At 37.7% G+C, this 13,326-nt stretch carries 16 protein-coding genes; 5 read left to right on the forward strand and 11 right to left on the reverse strand.

The features are described from left to right. The first annotated feature begins 3 nt into the window (after positions 1-3). Positions 4-444, forward strand: a complete 441-nt coding sequence (locus BkAM31D_RS17445) for a YtoQ family protein (RefSeq protein WP_066158902.1) — start codon at positions 4-6, stop codon at positions 442-444. A gap of 307 nt (positions 445-751) precedes the next feature. On the opposite strand, the gene BkAM31D_RS17450 is transcribed toward BkAM31D_RS17445, so the two are convergent. Together BkAM31D_RS17450 and BkAM31D_RS17455 are read right to left on the reverse strand one after the other, a co-directional pair. Next, positions 752-1,273 (reverse strand): DUF84 family protein, encoded by a 522-nt coding sequence (locus BkAM31D_RS17450; RefSeq protein ID WP_066158905.1) that lies wholly within the window; start codon positions 1,271-1,273, stop codon positions 752-754. A gap of 73 nt (positions 1,274-1,346) precedes the next feature. Then, entirely contained in the window at positions 1,347-2,420 is a 1,074-nt protein-coding gene (locus tag BkAM31D_RS17455; RefSeq protein WP_066158908.1) for a M42 family metallopeptidase, read from the reverse strand. A gap of 176 nt (positions 2,421-2,596) precedes the next feature. Between BkAM31D_RS17455 and BkAM31D_RS17460 the strand changes: the two genes are divergently transcribed. Then, a complete protein-coding gene (locus BkAM31D_RS17460) occupies positions 2,597-2,902 on the forward strand; it encodes a PepSY domain-containing protein (protein WP_066158912.1) in 306 nt (101 codons plus the stop codon). Positions 2,903-2,986: 84 nt separating this feature from the next. Here the strand turns inward: BkAM31D_RS17460 and BkAM31D_RS17465 are convergent, their stop codons facing one another. Both BkAM31D_RS17465 and trmB read right to left on the reverse strand, forming a co-directional pair. Continuing rightward, positions 2,987-3,838 carry a YtnP family quorum-quenching lactonase gene (locus tag BkAM31D_RS17465; RefSeq protein WP_066158915.1) on the reverse strand — a complete coding sequence of 284 codons (852 nt, stop codon included), beginning with the start codon at positions 3,836-3,838 and terminating at the stop codon, positions 2,987-2,989. A 133-nt stretch (positions 3,839-3,971) separates the two neighbouring features. Next, positions 3,972-4,616 (reverse strand): tRNA (guanosine(46)-N7)-methyltransferase TrmB, encoded by a 645-nt coding sequence (gene trmB / locus BkAM31D_RS17470; protein WP_066158918.1) that lies wholly within the window; start codon positions 4,614-4,616, stop codon positions 3,972-3,974. Between the two features lie 90 nt (positions 4,617-4,706). Here trmB and BkAM31D_RS17475 point away from each other — a divergent pair, with 90 nt between their 5' ends. Next, entirely contained in the window at positions 4,707-4,958 is a 252-nt protein-coding gene (locus BkAM31D_RS17475; protein ID WP_066158921.1) for a YtzH-like family protein, read from the forward strand. Positions 4,959-5,119: 161 nt separating this feature from the next. Here BkAM31D_RS17475 and BkAM31D_RS17480 read toward each other — a convergent pair whose 3' ends face one another. Together BkAM31D_RS17480 and pulA are read right to left on the reverse strand one after the other, a co-directional pair. Further along, a complete protein-coding gene (locus BkAM31D_RS17480) occupies positions 5,120-5,914 on the reverse strand; it encodes a phosphotransferase family protein (protein ID WP_066159070.1) in 795 nt (264 codons plus the stop codon). Between the two features lie 95 nt (positions 5,915-6,009). Next, positions 6,010-8,148 (reverse strand): type I pullulanase, encoded by a 2,139-nt coding sequence (pulA, locus tag BkAM31D_RS17485; protein WP_066158925.1) that lies wholly within the window; start codon positions 8,146-8,148, stop codon positions 6,010-6,012. A 142-nt stretch (positions 8,149-8,290) separates the two neighbouring features. On the opposite strand from pulA, the gene purU reads away from it, so the two are divergent. Beyond that, positions 8,291-9,157, forward strand: a complete 867-nt coding sequence (gene purU / locus BkAM31D_RS17490; protein WP_066158928.1) for a formyltetrahydrofolate deformylase — start codon at positions 8,291-8,293, stop codon at positions 9,155-9,157. A gap of 113 nt (positions 9,158-9,270) precedes the next feature. Here purU and BkAM31D_RS17495 read toward each other — a convergent pair whose 3' ends face one another. The 5 genes from BkAM31D_RS17495 to thpR all read right to left on the reverse strand — a co-directional run bounded on the left by BkAM31D_RS17495 (position 9,271) and on the right by thpR (position 12,201). Beyond that, entirely contained in the window at positions 9,271-9,486 is a 216-nt protein-coding gene (locus tag BkAM31D_RS17495) for a type II toxin-antitoxin system HicB family antitoxin (RefSeq protein WP_235820545.1), read from the reverse strand. A gap of 166 nt (positions 9,487-9,652) precedes the next feature. Further along, positions 9,653-10,555: a hypothetical protein gene (locus BkAM31D_RS17500; RefSeq protein WP_066158934.1), complete on the reverse strand. Its 903-nt coding sequence runs from the start codon at positions 10,553-10,555 to the stop codon at positions 9,653-9,655. Between the two features lie 47 nt (positions 10,556-10,602). Beyond that, positions 10,603-11,283 (reverse strand): LrgB family protein, encoded by a 681-nt coding sequence (locus tag BkAM31D_RS17505; protein ID WP_066158937.1) that lies wholly within the window; start codon positions 11,281-11,283, stop codon positions 10,603-10,605. After that, entirely contained in the window at positions 11,280-11,657 is a 378-nt protein-coding gene (locus BkAM31D_RS17510) for a CidA/LrgA family protein (protein ID WP_085449816.1), read from the reverse strand. The genes BkAM31D_RS17505 and BkAM31D_RS17510 overlap by 4 nt, the downstream gene beginning before the upstream one ends. Continuing rightward, positions 11,647-12,201 (reverse strand): RNA 2',3'-cyclic phosphodiesterase, encoded by a 555-nt coding sequence (thpR, locus tag BkAM31D_RS17515; protein ID WP_066158941.1) that lies wholly within the window; start codon positions 12,199-12,201, stop codon positions 11,647-11,649. The genes BkAM31D_RS17510 and thpR overlap by 11 nt, the downstream gene beginning before the upstream one ends. A gap of 118 nt (positions 12,202-12,319) precedes the next feature. On the opposite strand from thpR, the gene cysK reads away from it, so the two are divergent. Next, the gene (gene cysK, locus BkAM31D_RS17520; RefSeq protein WP_066158944.1) at positions 12,320-13,255 is read left to right on the forward strand and encodes a cysteine synthase A; all 936 of its coding nucleotides are present in this window, start codon (positions 12,320-12,322) and stop codon (positions 13,253-13,255) included. The last annotated feature ends 71 nt before the right edge of the window (positions 13,256-13,326 follow it).

A 13,326-nucleotide genomic window follows, 5' to 3' on the forward strand; every position in this document is an offset into this window, starting at 1 on the left:
TAATTGGAACTAACTGTTTATTTAGCTGGTGAAATACATAATCCTTGGCGTGAGAAACTTCGCAAGCAAGCTGAAGAACTCTCCTTGCCTATCACTTTTACTGCTCCCATGGAAAATCACGATCGCTCTGATGCAATTGGGGAGGAAATTTTAGGAAAACAGGTTGATAACATTGCCCGTGACGAAGCTGCATCAGCCATTAATAATTTACGAACACAAATCCTACTATCAAAGGCCGATGTTGTGATTGCTTATTTCGGTGCACAATATAAACAATGGAACAGCGCTATGGATGCTGCAACTGCGATCACCCTTCAAAAGCCTGTCATTTTAATTCGAGACGAAAAACTCCACCATCCACTAAAGGAACTGGCAAACAAAGCTCAAGTCGTTGTTGAATCTCCTGAACAAGCCTTAAAAGCTTTAGCTTATGTTATTGAATAAAAAACAATCATAAAAAACGAGAAGGCCAAGGTATCCTAGGCCTTCTCGTTTTTATTTTCTTGATAAACTTATTCTGTCTCACTAAATTTAAAAAGGCCAACAGCCATCGCAATAGTTCCAACTAAAATCATACCTGTAAAAGCAAACACTACACCAACAATTGATCCAGTCATTGATCTTCGCTCCCTTACCAATAAATTTACTCCCACCCTTATTGTAAAAGAGAGATCATTAATAGAGCTGATTCATTTGTGACAAGCGATTTACAGTTTATGGAAATTATAATTTATACACTGTGCTAATGTAGTTAATGCCTAGTCTGATCCCTTGATGATAAATATTGTCCATATAATAACTTAACGATATGAGCAAACAAACCTTTCCGACTAACCAAGCCCGACGTATAAATGCCGATCGCTCCTTCTTTTTTTCTAGTGTCCACTTCACCTGTAATATCAGCCATAATGGAAGCCAGTTCTTCCCCTTTATATAACCTTTCTACAACTCCTGCTGGTAATGGAAGCTTAGCTCCTCCAGCAATCCATCTTCCACCATCAACATGCATCAGTGCTCCCCAATTACAAAGCATTAAACCATGCTTCGTTTCTTGAACGCCACCTTCAAGTCCAAAGGCTAGCTCAGCATTTGTAATGCTTAATGCAGCGTTTGCACGGTTAATAGCTCCTTCTAATGTTTCTTCATCTGAAAAAGGCTGTTCAGACACACCAGAGTCAACCTTTACCGGAACAATCGTTATTGATTCGCTAATTAATGAGTCTTGAACAGCATGGACTTTAGCGGGGTTTTTTGTTCCAATTGCAACAATCACCTGTCGATTCCTCCTTCCAAAAAAATAACGAGAATGACGAGTGAGACCTCCTCACATGTCATCCTCGTTTGTTTTATACTTGTGCTTTGATCGCTTGAACAGTGGATGTGTTGGCCGATTTCACTAACTTAACAATTAATTCTTTTGCTGCAGCATAATCATCAATATGAACAATCGATGCTGCCGTATGGATATAACGAGAGCAAATTCCTACAACCGCAGAAGGAACTCCATCTCCAGACATATGAACACGCCCTGCATCTGTACCACCTTGTGAAATGAAATATTGGTAAGGGATCTTATTTGTTTCTGCTGTATCCAAAACAAAATCCCGCATACCGCGGTGTGTAATCATGGAACGATCATAAATTCTTAGTAAAGCCCCTTTACCAAGCTGACCAAAAGCATCCTTGCCACCAGTTGCATCATTTGCCGGACTAGCATCAAGAGCAAAGAAGATATCCGGTTTGATCATATTTGCCGCTGTTTGAGCTCCTCTTAAGCCTACTTCTTCTTGAACCGTAGCACCTGAATATAATACATTAGGAATCGTTTCATTTTGCAATTCCTTCAGTAATTCAATAGAAAGCCCTACTCCATAGCGATTATCCCAAGCTTTAGCCATAATCTTCTTTTTATTCGCCATTGGTGTAAATGGACAAATAGGAACAATTTGTTGCCCTGGTTTAATCCCAATTGAAAGTGCGTCCTCTTTATGATCGGCTCCAATATCAATATACATATGCTTTATATCCATTGGCTTCTTACGCTGTACCTCTTCCAATAAATGAGGAGGAGTAGACCCAATAACACCAATTACAGGTCCATTATCTGTCATAATTTGAACCCGTTGAGCAAGTAAAACCTGACTCCACCAACCGCCTAATGGCTGAAAGCGAATCAAACCTTGTTTGTTAATAGACGTTACCATAAAGCCAACCTCGTCCATATGGCCAGCAACCATAACCTTTGGTCCAGTCTCATCTCCACGTTTCACTCCAAAGATACTCCCAAGTCGATCTTGTACAACTTCATCCGTATATTTTTCTAGTTCTGAACGAACAAATCTCCGTACATCATGTTCGAATCCTGGAGCTCCCTGAAGCTCCGTTAATGTTTTGAAAAGTTGTAGAGTTTCTTTATTCACTTTAACAAACTCCTTTCGTGATCCGTAATACTATGTATCCTTTTCATTTTATCTGAAACCCATTTTCTTTTCCACCCTCTCGATTCCAAGATTATTCCATTTAACAATTGAAACCAGCTTCTTCTTTTGGATATACTACAAGTATAGTGTTGTGAAAAAAGAAAGGGAGATGTAATATGGTGAAGCGTTTTATAGCAGGATTAGGGATTGGATTAGCGGCAGGCTATTTACTAAGTCCAACGATTAGAAGCGAAAAGATTGCTCCTGAAAAAGCTTTAAAAGAAATTAAAAAGACAGTTTCTCGCACCTATGCCATTTCTGGATCATGGATACATATGATCCCTGAAACAGTTGAATTAAACCAGATTTCTTATAACGTCTATCGCGGCGGTCTCTCTACAACAAATGAAGAAGGTACCACTCAATTTGAGTTTTTAGCAGATACTAAAACAGGTGCCTTGTTAGATTTAAAGGCTACCTAATAAAACACCACTGACAGTTGGCAGTAGGTCTGCTTATCGATAAATCGATAGACCAGACCTTTTACCAGCTAACTGTCCCTTCTTCTAATATTTGTATTGTTTTCTCTCTATTGCCTCGATTACTCCGCCTTCGTCGTTCCACTTTAAAGCACGGTATTTATAGTCATGATAAAATAAGAAAGTTGCTTGTTTCTCTTTAGCAAACGTATGCCATTTCTCTTTTTCGGATATCGATACGATTGGATAATCATCATAGGCTAACACCCAAAGGACATTTCTATGTGCATGTGTAGGCATTAGATCCGCTAAATGAATAAACGTTTCTAGTTTATGTTCCAGAATAATAATAGAATGCCCTTCACTGTGGCCTCCAGTATGAACCATTCGAAGACCTGGAATCACTTCGAGTTGATCCTCAAATGTTTTAACTTGTTCATGAATCGCTAACCAATTCTTCTTCCAATATGTATTCTTAGATCGAATATTTGGATGTTGCATCTCAAGCCATTCTATTTTTGATGTATAAATAGCAGCATTTTTAAAAATAGATACATCTTTTCCATCTTGTTCTCGCACTAGTCCGCTGACATGGTCAAAGTGTAGATGTGTCATCAAAACAATATCAATATCACTAGGTGTTAATCCTAAATTACTTAAACCTTGAAGTACGGAAGACTCTTCAACAATACCATAATTTCGTTTTTGTTTTTCATCAAAACGTTCGTTGCCAATCCCAGCTTCCACTAAGATACGGTATCCATCTTTTTCTATTAACATCGGATCCGTACGTAATTCGATTTGATTATTTTCATTAGAAGGATACTTTTTACTCCATAATGGTTTTGGTACAACTCCAAACATTGCACCTCCATCCATATGTGTAACCCCTCCGTTTAGCCAAGTAATTGTAAGGCCATCTCTTTCCAATCGTTCCATTTATATCGCTCCTTTCAATCCTTCATTTCTTTCTTTTAAATCTTCTTCTACAACGCAGTATATTCCTGTTTATTTATTAACAAGAAAAGAGGCGATCTGAAAAGATTTTCAGATCACCTCTACTTGTATTTATCTATTTTGATTTAAAGCTAGCCTCACAACGATATATTCTCATTCCTTTACGAGAGAACTTCTCTTCGTATTCCGTCATCACATTTCCTTCAATCTTACTTTTGTGTAAATCCAGACTGACATTATGCAACGACATCCCATACCCTGATAAGCTCTCTAATGAGTACTCGAATAACCCTTGATTATCTGTTTTAAAATGGATTTCTCCCTTCTCATTCAGAATCTCCTCATATAGCTTTAAGAAACCTTTATACGTTAAACGCCTCTTTTCATGACGATTCTTTGGCCATGGATCAGTGAAGTTGATAAAAACACGATCAATTTCGCCTTCCTCAAAGAAGTCAAGAATTTCGGAAACATCTTCATTTAAAAATTTCAGGTTGTCTTGATTCGTTTCAATTGCTCTTTCAAGTGCAGTGATTAAGACACTGTCGTACTTTTCAATCCCTATATAATTCACTTCAGGGTGAAGCTTGCTCATTCCAATTAAAAATTGTCCTTTCCCTGTTCCAACTTCGACATGAATTGGATTATTATTATTAAATAATTTGTTCCATTTCCCCTTATGTTGACTTGGGTTTTGAATAATTATATGTGGATACTCATTCATTTTTTCCTTTGCACCCGGCTTATTACGTAAACGCACAACGCCACCTCTTTTTCCTTTTTAGAATAGCTTTTACTTTTATAGAGCAAAATAACGCAGAGATATTTATTGAGAAGGAGTTGACCCCCTATGCCAATCTCTAATACAGATAAATTGCATTTATTAAGAGACTTACTTCAAAATCAAGCTACTGAAAATTACATGACGACAGATGAAGCAGCACAAATTGAAAGGCTTGTATCATCTCTTGCAACAGATCCTTCCTTGCAACCTGTTGTTCAAGAAACGCTTGATCTTATCCAACAAAAACACCAATTAAATCATGAACCGTTTGAACAGAATGATGTCGAGCAATGGCTCAATGCGTTATCTTTAGAATGAATCGACGGTATTTTCCATTATTCCTCAGGAAATATCGATTTTATTTTCACGGAAATAACTCCCTCTCTTTTAGCGGCTGATTTGAAGGTTATCTTCTTCAAATTAGCCGCTTTTCCGAGATTAAACAAATAAAAAGACCCACCCCAACTCATTGGTGAGTCCTAATCATTTAGCAGACTTTGAATATACATTTTTAATTGCTCAACTTCTTCATATTGTTGTCTTCCGTAATGCCATAATAAAACAGATATTGACTGTGAAACAACATACCAATGCATTCTTTCATGTAAAGAAGAGTCTAACTTAACCCCATATTGCTTTAACCAAGCTGCCCATTCATGTTCTGGAATGTAAGAGTAAAGCAATAGCCCTAAGTCAAGAGCCGGATCGGAGACCGTTGCACCGTCCCAATCAATTAAATAAAGTTGATCTTCTTCATCAAGCATCCAATTATTATGGTTAATATCACAATGACATACAACATAATGTTCATGTTTTACAACTTCTAATGCATCAAACAAATACTTCATTCCTGCTTCGATCGTTTCATCCTCGATATGAAACAGTTGTAGCTGTCTGCGGAGATTTTCAACAATCACGATCGGAGTTAAAGGCTCGTTCCCAATTCGCTTAAACATATCTAGTAATTCACTTGACCCGTGAATCTTTGAGAGAAGCGCTGCAACTCGGCTCTCTTTCATTTCGTATGCCTTTAGTTCTCTTCCTTGAATTAACTTTTGCGCAGTCACAACATCGCCATTTTCTAAACGCTTAGTCCAGAGTAGTTTGGGAACAATTCCTTCCGCTGAAAGGACAGCAAGAAAAGGTGACGAATTACGTTTTAAAAATACAGTTTGTTCACCTTGTTGGGCTATATATGCTTCTCCTGTTGCACCACCTGCTGGATGCACCTTCCAGCCATCTCCTAAAAATTGTTCCACCCAATTCACCCTCAATTTCATCATCTTTCCCTCACAAAATTTCGGGAAATCAAGAATAGTATACCTTATCTATAGACACTATGTCATTTTTAAACAATTCATACAGTCATTTATGTCCGGACACAAACAAACGTAGAAAACGGAGAAACATGAGCACAGTCTCCCCCTATTTTGTCTAATGGTATCAGAGAAGCGACCTGATCGTCAATGACAACTTGAAATTCCTTACTTTTTGGAAGTGGAACTACCTGCTTTTCTTGACCGGCATTATGAATGACTACAATATCTTTCCAATCATCAATAGCATCAAGATCCTTTAGATGGTAGGCGATACAGTGTGATTCTGCTTTTAATAATTGAAAGTGACTATTAATCAATGGATAGGAATTCATCCTGAAAGCAAAGTGCTGTCGGCGGAGCTGAATCAACGTTTGGATATATTGAACAGAATCGTTAAAATAAGCTCTTTGTTTCCAATCAAACACATTTATCCAATCTGGTGAATTATAGCTATTTTCTACACCATGCTTCGTTCGAAAAAACTCTTGTCCCGCATGGATAAAAGGGATCCCTTGTGACAATAAGACGATTGCTGTGCCGAGTTGGTGTCTTTTTTGTAAGAGTGACGAGCGTTCTATAGGGTGAATGACTTTTAATTTATCCCACAACGTATGATTGTCATGAGCCTCAATATAATTGATGGCTTGCAAAGGTTTTCTAAACAAATCCTGACTACCTTTAATTCCATTTACAACCTCACTTAAATATGCATCATTCCCGCTTATATAACCTGGTTGCTTCACTTCAAAAGTTGATCCTTTTAATGCATCACGGAATCGGTCTTGGAAGAAACCAATTTTCTTTAATGATTTGGCTTGTTTCATAATGGCTCTTTTTTCACTGTTATAAGCCGTTGGAAGATCCCACCCCTCTCCAAATAGCATGATATCTTGCTTTCTCTTCCGAACCATTTCTTCGATTTGTTTCATTGTTTCTAAGTCTAATATCCCCATTAAATCAAAACGAAATCCATCGACTTGATATTCATCAAGCCAATAACAGATTGCATCAAGAATGATTTTTCTAGCCATTTTCCGTTCGCTGGCAAAGTCATTTCCGACACCTGTTCCATCACTAATTTCGTTTTCCTCTGTATAACGGAAAAAGTACCCAGGTACAATTAAATCTAGTGAAGACTCTTCCCATATATATACATGGTTGAAAACAACATCCATAATCACTCTTAATTGTTTTTCGTGTAATGAGGCTATCGCTTGCTTTAGTTCTCTATTGCGACTGTATGGGTCATAAGGGTCAAGAGCATAACTACCTTCGGGAACAAAAAAATGTGTCGTATCATAACCCCAGTTATAATTCTTCTTGCGGTCGCTTTCATCAATGCTGCCGAAATCTTGAACAGGCAAAATCTCTACATGGGTAATCCCTAATTGTTGCAGATAATCAACACCTGTTTTGAATTGATTTAGATCTTTTGTGTTCTGCTCAGTCAAAGCTTTATACTTTCCTTTTTCAACAATTCCATTGGTGTGGTCTATCGTAAAATCTCTTATATGTAACTCATATACAATACAATCATTTACAGAACTTCTTTGTTTGAGTGTCGGCCACTCTTTTGGTTCTGTTTTCTTGTTATCTCCAATCATCGCTTTTTCACCATTAACACTTAGAAACCTTGCATAAGGATCCACTACTTTTCTCCATGTATGATTGACATATACCTCAAAATGATAGTAAATGTTTTCAAAGTCGCCTTGTAAGTTAATACGCCAAACTCCTTTTTCTCCACGATCACATGGGTAGCTTTCTCCCTCTTCCTCACTCCAATGTTTGTATAAAATGAGATTAACCCTCGTTGCAGTTGGTGCCCACAAGGCCAAGGAGGTTTGCTCCCTTTGATACCTTGCACCTAAGTCATTGCCGTTGTAATAAAATAGCTGATCAAACTCTTTCGTTCTTACGACTTCTGTTATCGTAATGGAACAAGTCATTTCTTCATACATCACATAACTATCTTCACCAAAAATAAAAGGGTGCATTAGACGCAGTTCAATTTCTCTGTTTTGGACACGAATCACCGTTAAAGGGAATTCTCCCTTGCTATTAATCATCTTCCAACCATTTTTACTGATATTATAAGTGTTTTCTAAGAGGACACGGATCGTGTCAACGGTTACAAGCTCAACTGATTTCATTCTACAATTGACAAACGGCTCCTTCTTTTGCTTCAATGATGAAAGCCCCCTTTCTTTTTTTTAGCTATTATAGTAATAATACTACAGTATGAGCGAAAACAAAGAACCATTCATTCGCCATATCTTGCAGGTTAGCTTTTAACAAAGAAAGGTACTGATTGAATTTTGGAGGAAAAACATGAGTACTAACACTAACATTCGTGCCAGATTATTAATTTCGTGTCTTGACAGACCAGGAGTCGTTTCTGCTGTATCAACCTTTTTACATCAATATAAGGCAAACATTGTTCAATCCGATCAATATTCTACAGATCCATCCGGTGGGATGTTCTTTATGAGAATTGAATTTGATTTATTTGAAGATGGTTATGATTTTGAAGAAGTGAAAAAAGCCTTTACTTCTGTTGCATCTTCTTTTGAAATGGATTGGAAAATGGATCTAGCCTCTCGTAGAAAGAGAATGGCGATTTTTGTTTCTAAAGAAGATCACTGTTTACTTGAACTATTATGGAAATGGAGAGCCGGTGAGCTAGCAGTCGACATTCCACTAGTTATTAGTAATCATCCTAATTTAAAAGAAGAAGTGGAATCTTACGGAATTCCTTTTTATCATATTCCCGTAACGAAAGAAACAAAAGCTAATGCAGAAAGTGAAGCAATCACTAAGCTTCATGAGCATGATGTCGATTTTATTGTGTTGGCTCGATACATGCAAATTTTATCGTCAGATTTTGTTGGGACTTTCCCGAAACGAATTATTAATATCCACCATTCGTTCTTACCAGCTTTTATTGGAGCAAATCCGTATGCAAAAGCATTTGAGCGTGGTGTGAAATTAATCGGTGCAACAGCTCACTATGTTACAGATGATTTGGATGAAGGTCCGATCATTGAGCAAGATATTTTACGCGTTAACCATCGCTACACAACTGAACAATTGAGAGTAGCTGGCCGGAATGTGGAGCGAATCGCTCTTTCAAGAGCTGTAACTTGGCACTCTAATGATCAAATTATCGTTCACGGTAATAAAACAGTCGTCTTCTAACTGGAGATTTTTCAAATTTAGGTTTCTCTATATGCCTCTTAAAGTAAAAACCATCCCCAATCATTGCTTAAGGGGTGTTCAAAAGGTCTGATTCAGACCTTCTGGACACCCCCTTACATATTTTCTAGCTCACTATTTATGTATTGAAATTCTCTAATCTCCATAGGAGCGTCTAGATAGATAATATGGGCTCCGTCTCTAATTTCTGGCAATTGCTGTTCTCCATGATATTGAATCCACAGTGTAAGAGCTTCGGACAAATCAGCTTTTGCTTCTTTTAACGTATCTCCAAAGCTTACACATCCATCCAGCTCCATCAATTCAATCATGATCTCCGTTCCGCCACGCCAGTTGAATACTTTCCTGACCCTCCATTTAAAATCATCTATCTGAAAACGACTTAACCTAGACTTATCGATACTTATTCCTCCTTCATGTACTTATCTGCCTTGGTTATTATATGAATTTTCATCATCCAATTCAAGTTCTTCTCCATCATTCTTCTTCTACCTTCTCTCCTGAATCGGTAAAACAAGACTGAAGCAGCAAAGAAGTTACTTTCATTTGCTTACTTTTAATTGGAGACGGATGTTTTTTCAATTTGTTGGTCCACTCCTGAAAATTCCTTTTATCAATTAACTCAATTCTAGCACCCTGCATCTTATTATCAATAATACTTTTCGAACTTAGCACAATCCTCTTTACAGGAAAGACAACACCCTCTTCATCTAATATCGGTTTAATGATGCCTGACATTCTAGACAACGAGACGAGAGGGCTGATTCGTTTCTTACGAGTCTTATCAATATACTCTAACCAAAATCGATCTGAGCTAGCTTCAAACACACTATGTTCTTGCCCTTTTAAAATGGTAATACAATTTACTTCTGTTGGGCTAATTAAAATGATATCTAGTTCAACAGGTGCCTTTTTTACAAAGAACACTGGTTTATACATTAGAAAATAATTATCTGGAATTTCCTGAGCAAAGAAGCGTAACCACTCATCTGTTTCATATTTTGGATCTAATAAAGATTCCCCAACTAATGAAGAACTAGCCCACCTCAATTGCGAATGAAACAATTCATCTAAATACTCTTCTTTTACTTTTTCCAAAGTATTAGAAAGAAATGGGTCTTCAAAAACATCAACTGCCTCAATCACCTTTTCTCTTTTTCTCCAATGCTTTAGCCGTGTAAGAAGACCTTTCTTTTTTGGGGCGTTATTGTCTATATTCAGCGAATCTTCTTTTTGAATAGCATCAAATTGCACTTGCTTCCACTCTGATTTTAAATAAAACCATCTCTCTTTTTTCATACGAGTAAATTGACTCGGATATCTGTTTAAATCAAATTGGTAACGAGAGATATAATCTTCTAGTTTGATTAAATGTGCCACACTCGTCCCTCCTAGGCCACTACAATGTTATGATCGTACCATGTTTATCATATAAAAAGATAGACGATCATCGGACCAATAAGTGAAACAATGACCGCACTTAATGTCATAGCGACAGAACTAGTAGCCCCTTCTTTTTCACTGGATTCTAGTGCTTTAGCGGTTCCAATTGCATGCGATGCACAGCCCGTTCCAATCCCTCTGCCGATTTCATCTTTCACCTTAATCCATTTATATATGTAAGGAGCCATTACAACCCCTCCAATACCGGCAACCATTACGAGCACAGCAGCAAGTGGAGGAATTCCGCCCATTATTAGCGCGACATCCATTGCAACCGGTGTTGTAACAGATTTAGGCACTAGGGAAAAGATAAATTCCTCTTGCACCCCAACTATTCTAGCAAGCATAAGGCCACTGATAATCCCAACGATAGCGCCTACACTAACACTAATCACAATAGGAAAAAAATATTTTTTTAATAAGTCCAATTGACGGTAAAGCGGATAGGCTAAGGCTACTACAGCCGGACCTAACAATAACTCTAACCAACGTCCACCAATGTAATACGTCTCATATGGGATTTCCAATAGGAGCATAATTGTGATCAGGATGATCGTCCCTACTAATAATGGGAGCGTAAATGGGTAAGAGAAGCGACGATAAAATGCTCTCGAGCCAATGTATACAAGAACTGTAATTAGAATAGCGATAACACCAATTATCATAACTTCTTCTCGACCTCTTTTCTTTTGATTAGCTTTTGACCTATTAAACTAGAAATCATCATAACCATGATTGTACTAATTAGAGTTATTAAGATTAATAGAATTCCGCTACCAGCAAACACATCTAAAAATTGAAGAATCCCTACAGTTACCGGTAAAAATAATAAAGGCATATGTTTCAAAAGCAAAGCTGATCCTTCTTCAATAAAACGAACAGGTAACACCTTAGACAACAACGCTAAAAACAAGAGTAGCATCCCAATGATACTACCTGGTATTGGAAGGTCCAACCATCTTTGGATTGCTACTCCACCCCATAAAAAATTGATAATATCACTACATGACAAATAATTGATGCAATTTTCATTTTTCATCTCCACTCATCGGAAAGACATTGACTTCTTTATATTTTGGCTCCTCTGTTAACACGCTCTTATAAAGAATGACCTTGTCTACCTGCCATTTTTCACCTATCAACGTCTCATCAACTATCTTTGAATGATATGCATGGTCTCCAATCCACTTTCGTGCAACTGTAATATGAGGAGAAAATGGTCTTTTTTCCAAGGAAAAACCTGCTTCCAAACAGAGATTATACACATCTTTTCTTAATGAGTGTAACAAAGCTTGTTCCTTGACTCCAACCCAAAATATTCTAGGTTCCCTTTCTTTTCCAAAAGTTCCTAATGAAGAAAGTTCAAGAGTAAAACGATTCCAATTAGACAGTAAATTCTTGCAGTTATGTTGAAGAAAATCGAGTTGCTCCTCGGTACATGCCCCTAAAAAAACTAACGTTAAATGAAGATCAGCCCAATGAACCCAGCGCTTAAAAGAAAGAACTTCCGATTGAACGGAACTCATGACTTGCTTTTTCAAAAGATCTGGTAAGGGGATCGCTAAGAAATAATGGAGTTGCATTTTTCACACCTGCCTTTGTCTTTTCTTGTATGTTGTACTATTCCTATAAGGTTTAGTCAATAGGATAGGTAGTATGTTAAAATAAGAACAAATTTAAAAATAGAGGAAGTGTACATAAATGAAAGTTGTAAATAATGTTGCAGAATTAATAGGAGAAACACCACTTATTCGTTTAAATCGAATTGCCGATCCTAACGGTGCTACTGTCTATCTAAAGATGGAAATGCAAAATCCAAGTGGTAGTGTAAAAGATCGCGCCGCTTATAATATGATGATTCAGGCAGAGAAGGATGGTCTATTAAAACCCGGTGCAACAATTATCGAACCTACAAGTGGTAACACAGGTATCGGAATTGCAATGAATGCTGCAGCACGTGGCTATAAGGCAATCCTTGTCATGCCTGATACAATGTCAGCTGAACGAATTAACTTACTAAAAGCATACGGAGCAGATGTTGTCTTAACACCAGGAGATGAAAAAATGCCTGGGTCAATCGAGAAAGCTAAGCAACTCTTAGATGAAATCCCTAATAGCTTCATGCCAATGCAATTTGAGAACGCAGCTAATCCAGATGCTCATCGTCACACAACAGCAGTCGAGATTAAAGAGGCACTTGATGAAATAGGTACATCATTGTCTGCATTCGTGGCTGCGTCTGGAACAGGTGGAACCATTACCGGCACTGGAGAAGAATTGCAAAAATTTTACCCAAATGCAACGATTCATGTTGTCGAGCCGGCTGGTTCTCCTGTGTTATCTGGTGGTAAACCAGGTCCACATAAGCTTGTTGGGACAAGCCCAGGTTTTATCCCACCAATTTTAAATGAAAATGTATATAATGAAATATTAAAAATTGAAGATGAAGATGCTTATCGCGTAACACGGGATTTAGCTCGACTTGAGGCTATTCTAGTTGGTCCATCTTCTGGCGCAGCTTGTTTTGCGGCAATGGAAGTAGCAAAAACTTTAACGCCAAATGACGTCGTTGTAGCCATTGCCTGTGATACGGGCGAGCGTTATCTTTCAACGGATTTATTTGAACAAAAATCATAATAAAACTGGCTTAGATGATCTGCTTTAAAAGCCCGAATTAAAAGGGGCGTCTTCAAAGGTTAGAAACAAAC

It is taken from the genome of Halalkalibacter krulwichiae (genome assembly GCF_002109385.1).
In the GTDB taxonomy this organism is placed as follows: Bacteria; Bacillota; Bacilli; order Bacillales; family Bacillaceae_D; genus Halalkalibacter; species Halalkalibacter krulwichiae.